Annotated in this window: 17 protein-coding genes and 1 pseudogene; 7 read left to right on the plus strand and 11 right to left on the minus strand. The window is 47.6% G+C overall.

From position 1 onward, the window contains the following. Positions 1–10 precede the first annotated feature (10 nt). The gene (locus BN2762_RS03940; protein WP_055105723.1) at positions 11–892 is read right to left on the minus strand and encodes a carbohydrate ABC transporter permease; all 882 of its coding nucleotides are present in this window, start codon (positions 890–892) and stop codon (positions 11–13) included. Positions 893–920: 28 nt separating this feature from the next. Further along, a complete protein-coding gene (locus tag BN2762_RS03945) occupies positions 921–1,853 on the minus strand; it encodes an ABC transporter permease (protein ID WP_055105963.1) in 933 nt (310 codons plus the stop codon). A 264-nt stretch (positions 1,854–2,117) separates the two neighbouring features. Here BN2762_RS03945 and BN2762_RS03950 point away from each other — a divergent pair, with 264 nt between their 5' ends. After that, a complete protein-coding gene (locus tag BN2762_RS03950) occupies positions 2,118–4,124 on the plus strand; it encodes a beta-galactosidase (RefSeq protein ID WP_055105724.1) in 2,007 nt (668 codons plus the stop codon). A gap of 336 nt (positions 4,125–4,460) precedes the next feature. Then, positions 4,461–5,645, plus strand: a complete 1,185-nt coding sequence (gene norA, locus BN2762_RS03955; RefSeq protein WP_055105725.1) for a multidrug efflux MFS transporter NorA — start codon at positions 4,461–4,463, stop codon at positions 5,643–5,645. A gap of 141 nt (positions 5,646–5,786) precedes the next feature. Here the strand turns inward: norA and BN2762_RS03960 are convergent, their stop codons facing one another. The 9 genes and pseudogenes from BN2762_RS03960 to tatA all read right to left on the minus strand — a co-directional run bounded on the left by BN2762_RS03960 (position 5,787) and on the right by tatA (position 11,364). Next, positions 5,787–6,026 (minus strand): hypothetical protein, encoded by a 240-nt coding sequence (locus BN2762_RS03960; RefSeq protein ID WP_055105726.1) that lies wholly within the window; start codon positions 6,024–6,026, stop codon positions 5,787–5,789. A 2-nt stretch (positions 6,027–6,028) separates the two neighbouring features. Beyond that, positions 6,029–6,421, minus strand: a complete 393-nt coding sequence (locus tag BN2762_RS03965) for a hypothetical protein (protein WP_222861012.1) — start codon at positions 6,419–6,421, stop codon at positions 6,029–6,031. A 279-nt stretch (positions 6,422–6,700) separates the two neighbouring features. Beyond that, positions 6,701–7,681, minus strand: coding sequence for a VanZ family protein (locus tag BN2762_RS03970; RefSeq protein ID WP_055105728.1), 981 nt, complete (start codon positions 7,679–7,681; stop codon positions 6,701–6,703). A 734-nt stretch (positions 7,682–8,415) separates the two neighbouring features. Further along, on the minus strand, positions 8,416–8,610 hold the full coding sequence (locus BN2762_RS26745) for a hypothetical protein (protein WP_222861013.1): 195 nt from the start codon (positions 8,608–8,610) through the stop codon (positions 8,416–8,418). A 34-nt stretch (positions 8,611–8,644) separates the two neighbouring features. Then, positions 8,645–9,067, minus strand: coding sequence for a hypothetical protein (locus BN2762_RS03975; protein WP_055105729.1), 423 nt, complete (start codon positions 9,065–9,067; stop codon positions 8,645–8,647). A 79-nt stretch (positions 9,068–9,146) separates the two neighbouring features. Then, a complete protein-coding gene (locus BN2762_RS03980) occupies positions 9,147–9,431 on the minus strand; it encodes a hypothetical protein (RefSeq protein ID WP_055105730.1) in 285 nt (94 codons plus the stop codon). 217 nt (positions 9,432–9,648) lie between these two features. After that, the gene (locus BN2762_RS03985; RefSeq protein ID WP_055105731.1) at positions 9,649–9,978 is read right to left on the minus strand and encodes an HIT family protein; all 330 of its coding nucleotides are present in this window, start codon (positions 9,976–9,978) and stop codon (positions 9,649–9,651) included. Between the two features lie 71 nt (positions 9,979–10,049). Beyond that, positions 10,050–10,982, minus strand: a pseudogene (locus BN2762_RS03990) (IS1595 family transposase); the annotation flags it as partial. 175 nt (positions 10,983–11,157) lie between these two features. Next, a complete protein-coding gene (gene tatA / locus BN2762_RS03995) occupies positions 11,158–11,364 on the minus strand; it encodes a twin-arginine translocase TatA/TatE family subunit (protein ID WP_083484753.1) in 207 nt (68 codons plus the stop codon). Between the two features lie 157 nt (positions 11,365–11,521). Here tatA and ytaF point away from each other — a divergent pair, with 157 nt between their 5' ends. From ytaF to BN2762_RS04020, 5 genes are all read left to right on the plus strand, one after another. After that, complete coding sequence (gene ytaF / locus BN2762_RS04000) at positions 11,522–12,133, plus strand: sporulation membrane protein YtaF (RefSeq protein WP_055105733.1); 612 nt, start codon at positions 11,522–11,524, stop codon at positions 12,131–12,133. 343 nt (positions 12,134–12,476) lie between these two features. Continuing rightward, positions 12,477–12,668 carry a hypothetical protein gene (locus tag BN2762_RS04005; protein WP_055105734.1) on the plus strand — a complete coding sequence of 64 codons (192 nt, stop codon included), beginning with the start codon at positions 12,477–12,479 and terminating at the stop codon, positions 12,666–12,668. Positions 12,669–12,684: 16 nt separating this feature from the next. Then, on the plus strand, positions 12,685–12,984 hold the full coding sequence (locus BN2762_RS04010; RefSeq protein ID WP_055105735.1) for a spore coat protein: 300 nt from the start codon (positions 12,685–12,687) through the stop codon (positions 12,982–12,984). A gap of 211 nt (positions 12,985–13,195) precedes the next feature. Next, on the plus strand, positions 13,196–14,146 hold the full coding sequence (locus tag BN2762_RS04015) for a hypothetical protein (protein ID WP_230202415.1): 951 nt from the start codon (positions 13,196–13,198) through the stop codon (positions 14,144–14,146). 69 nt (positions 14,147–14,215) lie between these two features. After that, complete coding sequence (locus BN2762_RS04020) at positions 14,216–14,461, plus strand: NHLP leader peptide family RiPP precursor (protein WP_055105737.1); 246 nt, start codon at positions 14,216–14,218, stop codon at positions 14,459–14,461. The last annotated feature ends 26 nt before the right edge of the window (positions 14,462–14,487 follow it).

Raw genomic sequence — 14,487 nt, forward strand, 5'->3', positions numbered from 1 at the left:
CCGGACGAAGTTAACCCTTGATCGAGCCGAGGAGCACGCCCTTGGCGAAATGCTTCTGCAGGAACGGATACACGCACAGAATCGGAATTGTCCCCACGACGATAACCGCCATCTTGATGGATTGCTCCGGCGGCTGCACGAAGGTCGGATCCATGGAGCTCAGGTCGCCGGCCGACTGCGAGAGCATGACGATCTGCCGCAGCATGACCTGGAGCGGCCACTTGCTGGGATCGTTGATGTAGAGCAGGGCCGAGAAGAAGTTGTTCCAATGCCCTACGGCATAGAACAGCGTGAAGGTAGCAAGCACGGGCTTCGAGAGCGGAAGCACGATCCTCCACAGCAGGCTGAGCTCGTTGCAGCCGTCGATTTTGGCCGCTTCCTCCAGCCCTGGAGGCAGCTCCTGAAAGAAATTTTTGACGATGATCAAATTGAATGCACTAATGGCGCCGGGTAAAATCAGCGAATTCAGTGTATCCAGCAAATGCAGCTCGCGAATGACCAGATATGTCGGGATCATCCCGCCGCCGAACAGCATCGTGAAAATGACCAGGTTCAAAATCATATTGCGGCCCATCAGATTCCGCCGGGCCATCGGGTAAGCCATCGTCACCGTGAAGAACAGATTCACAATGGTGCCGACGACGGTAACATATATCGATACGCCGATGCTGCGCATGATGGTATCCGTGGAAAAAATGAATTTGTACGCATCCAGCGAGAACGTCCTCGGAATCAGGAATACGGCTCGTTTCGTAATTTCGGCATCCGTGGCGAAGGAGCCCGAGATGACGAATATGAAGGGCAGAACGGCCAGCAGTCCGAACAACGCAAGGAATACATAGTTGAAAGCATCGAATATTTTCTCGCCCGTGCTTCTATATCGCTTGACCACAGCATCTTCTCCTCCCTGGGTTCAATGGTCAGTACAATCCCGATTCACCGGATTTCTTGGCCAGCCAGTTGGAGCCAAGCACAAGTATTACACCGATGACCGATTTGAACAATCCAACAGCCGTACTATAGCTAAACGCCCCCTGTGTGATCCCGAGCGCATACACATAAGTGTCGAACACTTCGGCGACCTGGCGATTCAAGGCATTCATCATCAAATAAATTTGCTCGAACCCGTTATCCAGAATCGTGCCCATCCGTAAAATGAGCAGAATAACGATCGTGCTGCGAATGGAAGGCAAGGTGATATGCCACAGCTGCCTCCAGCGGCTGGCCCCATCCACGATGGCCGCTTCATACTGCTCCATATCGACGCCCGCCAGCGCCGCCAGGAAAATAATCGTTCCCCAGCCGCATTCCTTCCAGATCGTTTGCAGAATAATGAGCGGCCGGAACCAGTCCGGGCTGGCCAGGAAATCGATTTTCCTGCCTGTAAACGCATACAAAAACTCATTGACCATCCCGCCTTCGGTTGTCAGAAACACATAAGTCAAGCTCGCCACAATAACCATGGAGATAAAATGAGGGACATAGATCAGCGTTTGAATCGTTCTCTTGAAAAGCGCCCGGCGTATTTCATTAAGCAGCAGCGCCAGAATGATGGGAGCCGGGAAGAAGAAAATCAGGTTGTACAAGGACAGCACCAGCGTATTGCGCAGGAGCATGAAGAAATCGGGATTCTGAAAAAAAACCTTGAAATGCTCGAAGCCTACCCACTCGCTTTTCCAAAAGCCAATATAGGGCTGGTAATTCTTGAAGGCAAGCAATATTCCCCACATGGGCACGTATTTGAAAATCAGAAAATAGAGCAGGCCCGGCAGCAGAAGAATATACAGCCACTTGTCGCGCTTCAGGCGCTTCCAGCGCGTCTCCCGCTTGCTTCTTAAGGCTTGTTTGCTCATAAGGATGTTTGGCGCAGCCGTTGGTTTCACCCTGTTCACCTCCATATTCATCGTGAAGCCGGCAGCTTGCAATCGATGTAGCCTCATTATGGGTCAGCGCTTATTTTCCGGCAATTAGACTTTCTTGGCAGGCGCGGCAAACGGCTTGTCAGCCCCACTCGCACAAAAAAGTGCAAACGCGGCAAAACATTGCTATTGCCGGGAGATAACGGCTAAGACAGACTGAGGGGAGAAGGCTATCAACTATGGAAGGTGGAGAACGAATTGAATAAAAAGCTGTATCATGGCGCCTGCTGGTACCCGGAGCTATGGAGCCGGGACGTGCTTCTGAAGGATATCGAAGGGATGAAGCGATCTGGAATCAATGTAGTGCGAATCGGGGAATTCGCCTGGTCTGTCTTTGAGCCGGAGGAGGGACACATTGATATCAGCTCATTCGTTGAAGTCATCGAGCTGCTGTACCGCAATGGCATCGATACGGTAATGTGCACCCCGACGCCTACCCCGCCGATCTGGCTGAGCCATGGCCATCCGGAGCGGATGCACGTGGATGAGCGTGGCACCGTGATGGGCCATGGCGCGCGGCAGCATGCTTGTACCAACCATCCTTATTTCCGCGAGCGGGCCGCGATCATTACCGAGCATATCGCCCGGGCCGTCGGCTCTTTGCCGGGCGTTATCGCCTGGCAGCTCGACAACGAGTTCAAGGCCCATGTGGCGGAGTGCATGTGCAGCACGTGCAAGGGCTTGTGGCATCGCTGGCTGGAGCAGCGCTACGGCACGATCGGCAGGCTGAACGAGGCCTGGGGGACGAATGTCTGGAGCCAGGCTTACCAGCGCTTCGACCAGGTGCCGCAGCCGGGTCCCGCTCCCTTCCTGCATAATTCATCGCTGCGGACGATGTACCAGCGCTTCTCCATGGAGAAGATTGCAGAGTTCGCGGATGAACAAGCAGCGATGATTCGGCGCTTCTCCGCAGCCCCGATTACTCATAACAGCAGCATCGCCTTTCACGTGGACAACGAACGATTGTTCAGCCATCTCGACTTCGCTTCGTTCGATACGTATGCCTCCAGAGAGAACGCCCACGCGTATTTGTTCAATTGCGATTTATGGCGCTGCTTGAAGCCGGGCAAGGATTTCTGGATCATGGAGACAAGCCCCTCCCATGCCGCTTCGCTGGAGAGCTATGCCGCGCCGCACCCGAACGGATACGTGAAGGCCGAAGCTGTGGCGGCCTATGCCCTGGGCGCTCAGGCGTTCTGCTACTGGCTGTGGCGGCAGCAGCGTTCAGGCAGCGAGCAGCCGCACGGCTCCGTCCTAAGCGCCTGGGGCGAGCCAACAATCGGGCATCGCCAGGTGCTGGAGGTGGAGTCGGCCAGGCAGGAGCTGGAGGCGCTGCTCCTGAAGACGAAGCCGGTACAGGCCGAGGTAGCGATGACTTATTCGGATGCGGCAAAGGCTTACCTGAAGACAGAGCCGCACCGGCAGCTCAATCACCGGGGGCTGATGAATGATTTCTATAGAAGGATACTGTCGCTCGGCATCCATCGCGATGTCCTTCCCGAAGGAGCAGATCTAAGCGGTTATAAGCTGCTGTTTACTCCTTTTCTCCCTTATGTATCTGCTGAGTATTTGCAGCGGGCGCTGGAGTTCACGGCCCGGGGCGGGATTTGGGTCGCGGGCCCGCTTACCGGAGGACGGACGGAGGAGCATACGATTCATACGGATTCAGGGTTGGGCGCACTGGAAAAATGGGCGGGCGTGAAGACGGTCTATACATACCCGATGGAGGGTACGGGAGCCATCGGCCGCGCCTTTGGCGTATCGGCTCCGCTCTCGTTATGGAGCGCGGTATTTCAGCCAGCCGAGGGCGGCGCGTCCGTAGTGGGCGAGATCAGCGATGGGCTGACGCCCGGTCTGGCGTTCGCCACCGAGCATCGGCACGGGCTGGGGAGAATCGTCCTGCTGGGCTCGATGCCCAGCGGGGAGGCAGGCGACGAGCTGCTTCGCCGGCTCATCCGGCACTATGCCGATGAGGTGGGAATCACCATAAGAAGCGATGTGAAGCCTGGCACTCTGGTCGCGCCAAGACAGAGGACCGATGGCCAACTGGTATGGATCATCGTCAATATGGATGGCCGTGGGGGCAGTGTGACCCTGCCTTGTCCGGGATGGGACGCCCTGACGGGAGATGTGATCCCCGCGGGCAAGGTCATCGTGGAAGCCTATGGATACCGGGCAATCCAATTGAACGTGGAGCCCTTGTAAGCCAGCACGCTCCTTAACTAAAAGCAGCACTGCTTCCTGCGCGCGCGATGCCGTTCAGGGCAGGCCTCGGTTGGCTCTTCAAATAATTCAAGCAGGGACTTTCCCAGCCGCTCAGGCCGAGCGGGGGAAAGTCCCTTTTGCATTGGAAACAACTGCATGTTTCCAGAGGGATGATTGAAACCTCCGCACGCATCACAGAATCCGCTGCATAGTAGCATGTCCTATAGCTGATTTGGGTTTTTTTGCTGTATAATATGAAGTCTACGGATGAACCCTTAATGGTAGCTGCCGCCTGATGGGATTTTCCTTACAGCATGAATTAGAGGAGTTTTATGCATGAAGAATCCAAAAGTCACATTAGCTATCCTGTTGTCAAATTTATTTATCGCTTTTCTCGGAATCGGGCTCGTTATTCCTGTGCTGCCCACCATTATGAATGAGCTGAATGTTAGCGGGTCAATCGTCGGCTATATGGTGTCGGCCTTTGCCATTATGCAGTTGATCAGTTCACCGTTGGCTGGACGCTGGGTAGATAAATACGGACGTAAAATCATGATCGTTCTCGGGCTGTTCATCTTCGGCTTCTCGGAATTTCTGTTCGGAATCGGGAGATCTGTTGAGGTACTGTTCATCTCCCGTATGCTGGGCGGAGTAAGCGCAGCGTTCATTATGCCTGCGGTCACAGCTTTTATCGCGGATATCACCACGAACGATACCAGATCCAAAGCGCTTGGCTACATGTCAGCAGCCATCAGCACGGGCTTCATCATCGGCCCGGGGTTTGGCGGGTTTCTGGCGGAGATCAACACGCGCCTTCCCTTTTATTCCGCCGGAGTACTTGGCGGAATCGCCGCGATTCTGTCCCTGGTACTGCTGAAGGAGCCGGAACGCACGATTGAAGATTCATCAAAGTCAGGGCGGCAAAACAGATTCCGCCTCATCTTCGTCCCGATGTATTTCATCGCGTTCATATTGATCTTCGTGCTATCCTTTGGCCTTGCTGCATTCGAATCGCTCTTCAGCCTGTTCGTCGACCATAAGTTCGGCTTCACGCCAAAGGATATCGCTATCGTCATTACCGGCGGTGCGCTGGTCGGCGCCGCTGCCCAGGTCCTGCTGTTTGACCGCCTGACGAAACGCCTGGGCGAAATCAATTTGATTCGCTATTGCCTGGCGATTTCCGCGGTTCTCGTGCTCCTGATGACATTTGTAAGCACCTATTTCATCATTTTGCTGACAACCTTTGTACTCTTTACCGGCTTCGATTTAATACGTCCAGCCGTCACATCGTATTTATCGAAGATTGCCGGGAACGAGCAAGGCTTTGTCGGCGGCATGAACTCGACCTTTACAAGCATAGGCAATATTTTCGGCCCGATCATCGGTGGCGCGCTGTTCGACATCAACTTGAACTACCCGTACTACTTTGCCACCCTAGTCTTGGTAATCGGTACGGTGATCGCGTTGTTTTGGAAGAAGCCGGAAATTGAAAGTATTTCTAGTGATTTGAGTAAAATTTAAAATGCACATTGTAAAGGGTATAATTTACCGGCTGGATGATCCAAAGCTCATCTACCTTTGCGGGAACAACGACATAAAATTTATTAAAGCGTATTAACGACATTCTCCAAAAGCGCCCCTTCCAAAGTGAAGGGGCGCTTTTTATTTAGCGGTAGTGCAGTGCCGATTTCCCGCACCGGACTCTTCAGAACTGGCTTTTACAGCAAAGTATATGCCCTCAGATGAATAAAGATTTTCGATCGCATTAGTGGAAACAATGAACGCAATCGCTAGATAAATGAGTTCCTTCTTGATAATACTGTCCTGATTCAATACGGCCTGGCCTTCCTGCTCAATCGTCTGCAGCGCCTCCTCAATGGATTTCTTGTTCTCCTCGACCAATTTCAGCTCACGATCGACGATGGGCTGGTACTGGGAGTGAAAACTCCGGGGATTTTATCATTGTCCAGCGAATTTGCCCCGTCCAAATTCGGTTGTAATTTGTAGAACACGTCCAGGCTGACGCCGTCATATTCCTTTGAATATCCCATGCGGGACAAAAGCCCGTTATTCAATGATTTCGATTTAATTTGGGCGAACTGTTCCCCGTTTACAAATTTCAGAAATTCCCATGCTACATCGACATTCGGCGAGTTCGCCCGGATGGCAAACAGTTCATTAAAATAGATATCTCGGGATTTATCAGGTTCGGCCGGATCGACCGGCCCCGCGACGATGCCGACTTGAAAAGGTTTGTAATCCTTGAGCATATTCTTGGCATCTTTTATGTTGTTCAACAAATAAGATCGGCCGATTGTCATTGCCGTACGTCCCATCAAAAACGCCTGACTTTGATAATAATCTTCTAATGTTCGCTCTGGAACCCGCCATCCTTAGGATTATAAATTGTACCTGTGCATTGTGATTTTTTTCACTATTATATGCAATATGTTCCTTATTTACAAATCTACGATAACTCTAATTCCTTATTTTGTAAACAATAAATATATATTAAAAATATTTCTAAAATTTTCGAGAAAAACAGCCAACTTTCATTTCGTTGGCCTTAATTCATATTAATCAATGATACTAATGAGGATCGCCTCAGCCACTTGCTTATCTTCGTTCGATAACCAAACCCTAACCGAGGGAGCCGGATCCCCAGTCTCTAACAAGGAGGATATATCAGAACTTGTTACTTCTTCATACTTGCTGATGACGGTATTTTTATCGGAAGAGATATATCTGGTAAATATTCTGGTTGCGTCATTTATTTGTATATGAACATACTCCTCGTCCGTTTCTTTTTCCTCTGTTGTTCGCACTGATTTAGGATTCATATACACTGTTATTTTATTGGTTTCAGCAGCTGCCAAATCTCCAAACAAGTCTGCCTCTGCTTCATTCCATCCCGCCATTATCTCATTATTTTCATAAATATATTCGACCTTAGAAGTTGAGAGAGACAACAGCTCTGGCTCTACCATCCTAATAACGACGCCCCCAGAAAGTCCTGCAGCCAAGAGGAAACCAACAAGAGACATCAGGAATTGATTCTGGGAGGATGTTGATTTATGGAGCCATTTATATACACCAACACCTATAGCCCCGCCAGCACAATTCAATAGAATATCATCGATGTCGCTGCTGCCCAAAGCAAACACATATTGAATAACTTCGAGCGCAAATGAGGTCAGCAGCAGGCAAAGAAATGAAACATGCAGAGGCTTGTTGCGTGCAGCATAAGCTACGAAAATCCCCAAAGGAACAAAGATAGCAATATTCCCCCCTATATTTGCCAACGCCCTCCCCATTTCAATATTCTCGCTTGTAAAAAATTCAATAATCGTATTAAAAGGAATGATATTAATGCTTCTTAATGCTGACATTATTCCTGAATGGAACAGTGCTGAAAAAGGAATTGTCTTAAACAAAATAACTTTAATGGCAATTAAAGCATAGGCGATAAACATTGCGTAAAATATGACAAGCAATAATCTGTTGGCACCGGTTTTTCCCGGGTTGTCCCCCCATCTTTTGTTTAATTTGGGTTCCATCTTACAGTCACACCTTTCCTTAGTTTATTTCTCATGTCCCATCATATGGAAATACGTTTATATTGAATATATAGTTACATTTATCTCATTTTCCTTTTTTTATTTACAATCATACAAAGGGAATACCCTAGGTCTGATCCAAAACATTCTACTTCTCCCCCCCCCCGTCTTAGTCATCGGTACTATTATTGCGCCGTTCTGGAATAAAATGGAGATCGAAAATATTTCTAGTGATATGGTAAAATTTAAAATGCACATTATAAAGGGTGTATTTTCCATTATATAATGTAAATGGACTCATACCAATTTTTAGGAGGTTTTTTCATGAAAAACTGAAGCAATGTGCTGTTCTACTCGTTTTTCTTCTAATATTTCTTAATTCGTACAGCTTAGCTTACGCAGCCTACGAGAACACGATCACAGTAACCTCCACATACCAGACCGTACGGGAGGTGTTCCCTCATATTGCCTTCTATATTCCCGGCATACCTCTAATTGCTTCTGGACTTAAAATCCTTTGATTTCGGGCATGCAAAAAAAGCTCATTCCTACTCATAGTGCAAGTGGGAATGAGCTTTTGAAAGTTTATCAAGTATGTTTGTCAAGGTTCTAAATGGGTTGGGGGTGTAAACTTGCTAATTTACAAGAACGTTCTTCTCAAGGTCTCTATTTTCTCAATTTCATATTGGTAACTACATTTTCCTTTAAAACATCCTCCCATTTTTTAAAAAAAATTAGCCGGGAATCGTTTCTGTCCAGAACTCCGGGTTAACCGGATTGCCACTCCAAGCAAATTGAACCAGATCTTTACCGTCATCCAGCAGTTGACTGACGATGCCATCCCCTACGCCAACTATCGTTACGGCAGCGGCCATGCCGCCCGTGTTCAGGTTCGGATTGTTCCTCATTCCATAACCACTTTCAGCCATAGCTAATCCGAGCAGTCCCCTGGTGATCTTCCCTCTACTCGAACATCTCCAGTCCAAACCATTCCCGCCTAACCGCCGCCATGGTACTGACCGTGTTGGCAATATGCTGATAGCCCGCTACGGCCACCAGGAATTCCTGATTGTATTCCCCGATGACTTCGCCGTGATAGATGTTCATATTCTTCAAATACTGCTGCATTTTCCGAATATCCTCGGCAGGAATCGCCTGATTATATTCATCCAGCAGCTCGCTCTCCTTAGGCATCACTGACATATTCTGCTTCAGCGGATTATAGTCGCAAGCATCCAAGGGAGACCCTTTATAGAACTCGGCCAAACGAATACCCGTTGTATACCATTCCTCAGACACGCCCAGTTTCGTCAGCTTCTCCCTTTGCTGCTCAGCAAACTCATAGGCATATCCCATGTATAACTCATGATCATAAATGGCGTACATTTTATAAGCCGCCTGGCTGGGCAATCTCCTCGAATGCTTTGGCAATCGTCTCCAACTCTGGTGAGCCCATGCTTGCTCCTCACCGTTGAAACCAGCTCTGGATCGCCCCTTCCAGGGTAAACCTAGACGGTTTCTTCGTTACACTTGCCTTGGCAGCATCCTTCTCTGCTTTTATGTATTCTCTTTCAGCATAGCGTAAAGCCTGAACCTTCTCCCTCATCTGCTCGTCAATACGCTCTGCCAGCTTCTCGATTTCCTGCAGTAAACCGCCCACTTTGCGCGCCGTCGACCGAACTTCATGCTCAGAAGGCTCGGTATAAGCAGCCTCGACATCGCTAGCTAACCGCCTCAGTTCCCTGGACATTCCCGTTACTCCATTTTCATCGTCCGCTCTAGCCGTTCCAGATCACGTGCCAAGCCACCGATTCTGCCGGGTTCCACTTTATGCAGCATCCCAGGGTCTTTTTATATCTTGGCTATGTTAAATTCTAATGTTGATATTTGACCATAAGAAAACCGCCTTGGTGAAAAGGCGGTTTGAGTTAGTTATCGTTCTCAGTTAGTGCAGAAAGCAATTACGTTTAGCGTAATGGTTCGCCGTAGAAGACATGGAAATGAAGATGTTTTGAATCTTGGTACTTCCCTAAATTAGTCAGCACTCTGCAAGCCCCATACTCAGACTGCACTTGTGTTGCCACCTTTTTAACAACGTCCATCAACTCAATTAAGAGTTCATTGTCGCATTGTTCAAGTGTTAGAAGTGATGAGATGTGTTTCTTTGGAATCGTAACAATGTGAACGGGATAAAAAGGGCGAGTATGATGATATGCAAGAACGTTATCAGTCTCAAATACTTTCTGTACAGAAGTACGACCACTTAGTACCTCGTCGCAATAAAAATCCTCAGACAATTTCATCCCTCCACATCTTTTCTTCTTAATTTTAGCATAAGTTATATTCTGTCAGTACCCTGCCCATTATCTTAACCAGAATAAGCAGAAAGCCTAAGTTTTGTATTCGTGTCGGTTACAGTATACAGGCATGATTTGACCAACATATTTTTCTTATTCGATGAGGTATTCTCATATTCCTTGCTTTCTACATAACGAAACCAAGCCAAATAATGTTGCAAATATTTGGTTGCAACACCATTAAAGCGGTCCATCCATTTCTTCAAGCGGCTGTGGTAGCTGTTTACGTTTTGGATATGATACACGCCTTTCACACGTTGTTTTCCGTCAGACTTGAATCGGTAATGAGCCAAGCCTTTTGAATTCGCATAGGAACTGAATGCTCTCCACGAATCAGTGCATAGCACGTTGGAGTCAGATAGATGACCACCAATCGCTTCATCCAATTTTGTAGTCCGAATACGTCCACGTCCAAGTACGCCAGAGTAAGTCATTTTCTGACGGTCACGGGCAACAAGAACACACACTTGGTCATTACTGATGCCACGATACTTGGCTTTGCCACCACGTTTACGTGGCTTGCGTTCGGTGATTTTCCGTCTACCTTTTTCAGAGTATAAGAAGTATGTTTCGTCCATTTCGACAATTCCCTGGAAAGTTTCGGTTGGAATTTGCTTCAAAGCGGCAAGAATCTTATGCCGCCAGTAAAACAAAGTTATGTGTGTGATTTCTTCATGCAGTATTTCAGCACACTTACGTAATGAATAGCCCTCAATCATACATTCAATGAATCGAACCCAAAGATAAGGTCTTCTCGTTCTTTGGAGAGGGGTATGCGTGAGGTCATTGAACGTTTAGCGACAGGACTTACAGCGATAACGTTGACGTTTAACCTCTCCAGTACATGTTTTTACAGCGTACTTTCCAAATCGCACGACTGAATGTCTTTTACAGTAGGGGCAAACAAGCCCGTCTTTATGCTTCTGTTCTTGAATTTCATCAATCGCTCGAACTGCAACTCCCTTAGTTCGTGATTGCAAAAAGTGGATAAGCTCTCGCTTAACAAATGTTCGTAAATATTAAATATAAACAACAAAGTTTAACATAGCCTATATCTTAAAAATATTCGCTCTTGTGATTACAAAAAAAGGCACCGCCAGGCGCCCCCATTTTCTATCCTTAAGACTTGCTTGTTTCTTCTATAGACTTGATCTCCTGCGGCTTGTCTTCCTCTTCCTTGGAATCGCCGCGGGCGCCTTTCTTAAATTCCCTTAACATCGTGCCAAAACTGCGTCCAAGTTCCGGCAGTTTGCTGGGACCGAACAACAGGAGCGCGGCGATGACCAGCAACAGCAGATGCGTTGGCCGCAACAAGTTTTCAAGCACATTTATCACTCCTCGGATATATCTTATTGTAAATTATACTACGTTATACGGTAGAAAGGGAGTTTTTCTCACCATTTCAACAAAATATTGCAGGAGAAACCAAATCGGAGCCTTAGGCATATGCTGTGAGCAAAGCGACGCAAAGGAGTGAACATCATTGAGTTCCTACAGTCTGTTAGCGATCATTGCGATCGGCTTGGCATCGAACTTGGATAATGCAGGGGTCGGAATTGCCTACGGCGTTCGGAAAATCCGCATTCCCTGGTACTCTAATCTGGCGATTGCAATCATATCCTTCCTGGCTACCCTGTTCTCCGGTTTGTTCGGAAATTTAATATCTACCTGGATCTCGCCCTGGATCGGGCAACTGATCGGAACTATTGTCATTATAGGGGTTGGCGTATGGGTGCTGGTTCAACCCTATGTGGAGAAAAAACCGATTCCCAAGCAGTCCTCAGCCAATTCTTTAACAAGGCTCTTGCAGAATCCGGAGGAGGCGGACATCGACAGTTCGAAATCAATCAGCCTGCCTGAGTCGATACTTCTGGGAATCGCTTTGGCCATGAATGCTCTGGCAGGCGGCTTCAATGCAGGCATCACTCAATTAAACGTATGGTATACCTCGTTGTCTGTCGGCCTATTCAGCTTTATTCTGCTGGCGCTCTGTGCAGGCTTCGGGGAGAAATTCGCTGCGGAGAAGCTGGGTCATCGAGCCACGGTCATTTCCGGATTACTCTTGATTTTAATCGGCTTTCGCCAGATGTTTTGAAGGGAAAGTGTTGTATTTTTTTCGGGCAACAAAGCTCTATGCTTGAGGCACGTGACTTTTGTGTCACTTATTGTCGTGCATTTTATTGTGTACTCCAATAGAGGACGATGAGAACGGATTGTTTCATTAGCTTAATTGTTTGGCGGTCGACGAATTTTCCCATTGAATTTACCAATAATGGAAAACTAAGGACTCCATCATACCTCCAATACAGAGCTAGAGCCAAGCTGTACAAGGATAAGGTGCGGCTCGCGGACTACAAACGGTTCTGAAGCTTGAATGTCAAGCAAGCATAAATTTTATTGGCTTAGGACATAACAACCCTTAGAAAGGAGGGGTTATTATGCCTAAATCAAACCTAGGGGTACATGAAAAACTAGAGCTTCATGAGCTTCTTACGTTCAAAACGACTTGCCTGACCAAAAGCCAAACGATGGCTTCTATGGTCACCGATCCAAACCTCAAGACGATTCTGGAGAATGATGTGCGAAGCGGAACCGAAGACATCCAGCAATTAAGAAACCTACTCGTATAAACAGGAGGCCGTAAACATGAACACTATCATGAGGAACATGACTGGAATGGGCGCGATGACCGATCAGGTAGTTGCCTCCGATTTGTTGATCGCCGCTAAGAGCGGCATCAAGAATTATGCTGCCGCACTCTCCGAAGCGGCTACTCCCGAGGTAAGAAATGTTCTGTGCGATCAATTGAGCAAAGCCGTCAACCTTCACGAGCAAATCTTCAACTATATGAGGGACAATGGGTACTATAATGCTTACGACCCAGATCAGCAAATTCAGATGGACGTACAAAATGCAGATAAGGCTTTAAATTTGCCGAACGCTTAAATGGATCTCCCTAAATATAATGCCGCCAAGAGAGCTTGGCGGCATTATTGTTCGGTAAAGCATTATGCTTGGTTGAATGTAGATCAAAAGTCACACATTTGTATTTTTAGAACCTTCCATTTAGGGTATAATAATAGTATCCGGATTACTCTCGTCTTCTTTGCCTAACGGATCATGTTATCGGTATACCGGGCTTTTATCATGATGAGAGGTGTTAATTTTGCTTTGGCTTTCTAATTATGAAGAAGATTTGCAGCAAGCGTTCGCTAATGCGGACAAATCATTATCCGCCTTCCCTCCCTCATTCAGCCAACCAGCTCGTGACTTCCTCGACAAGTTTCATGTACTCAAGGAGAACCGCTCGAAGAACTACATCTGCTACCTTCTGCCGTTCTGGCTGCAGGAGAAGTCATCCGTATCCATTGCGGACTGCCGCCGAATCGCGGTGGCGAACATATTCGGGATGATGTACTACCACCTGATTGACGAATTAATGGACAATCCTGAAGCGCGTTTCAAGCATCAGCTTCCGCTAGCCGACCTGGTTCACATTGAGTTCATGAACATCTACAGAGACTACTTCCCCACGGGCTCTCCATTCTGGTCATACTTCCGGAAATATGTCATCGAATGGGCAGAGGCTGTCACCCATGAGAATATCAACGATTTTTTTCTAAATCATCCCGTGCGAGTTGCCCATAAAGCTGCGCCTGTCAAGCTATCTGTCGCTGCTGTCTACCTGCTCTCCAGACAAGAGCAAATGATTCCTGTGCTTGAAGACAGCGTGGATACCGTGCTTATTTCGCTGCAGATGCTGGATGATTGGATGGATTGGGAGAAGGATCTCAAGGAAGGGAGCTATAACTGCCTCGTTGCCCTGATCAGAGCCAAGAACCAGCTGCCAGAGGATTGGGAGCCTGCTCCGCAAGAGATTAAGCAAGCTATTTATACGGAAGGCATTTTAGTAGATTATGCACACCAGGTAGAAGCTCATCATAAAACATTAGACCATATTCACTCTATCGCCCCACATCTCTATGACTTCCATGAATTTCTTCTGTATAATATTCAGCAAGCTGCACAGCAAATTGAAAGAGATAGAGAATTGTTGGAAAATGGAGGATTAGAGTACTGGTTGTCGAAAAAAATCTCTAATTCCTAGATTAAAACTGTGACTAATGTTATAATATGTAAGCACTTATTACCATTTTTTCTGAGAAAGGGTGATCTTATGACAACATCAGGAGCTCTCCTTCAGACGCAAATTATTCAGAAAGCTTGGCAGGACCCCAGCTTCAAAGCCAAACTGTTAGCAGATCCAAAGGCTGCTATCCAGGAGGCGCTGGGGGTTATAATTCCAGATCACATCAAGGTTAAAGCAGTTGAGGAAAGTTCCGACGAATTTTACCTTGTGCTTCCCCCAAACCCGTCGGAAGTGATTAAAAGCGACATCAAGCCAAATGCTGTGTGGATGTAAATTTTCAGTAGCAAACTTACAATTTT

The sequence above is a fragment of the Paenibacillus ihumii genome, assembly GCF_001403875.1.
Classification (GTDB): Bacteria; Bacillota; Bacilli; order Paenibacillales; family Paenibacillaceae; genus Fontibacillus; species Fontibacillus ihumii.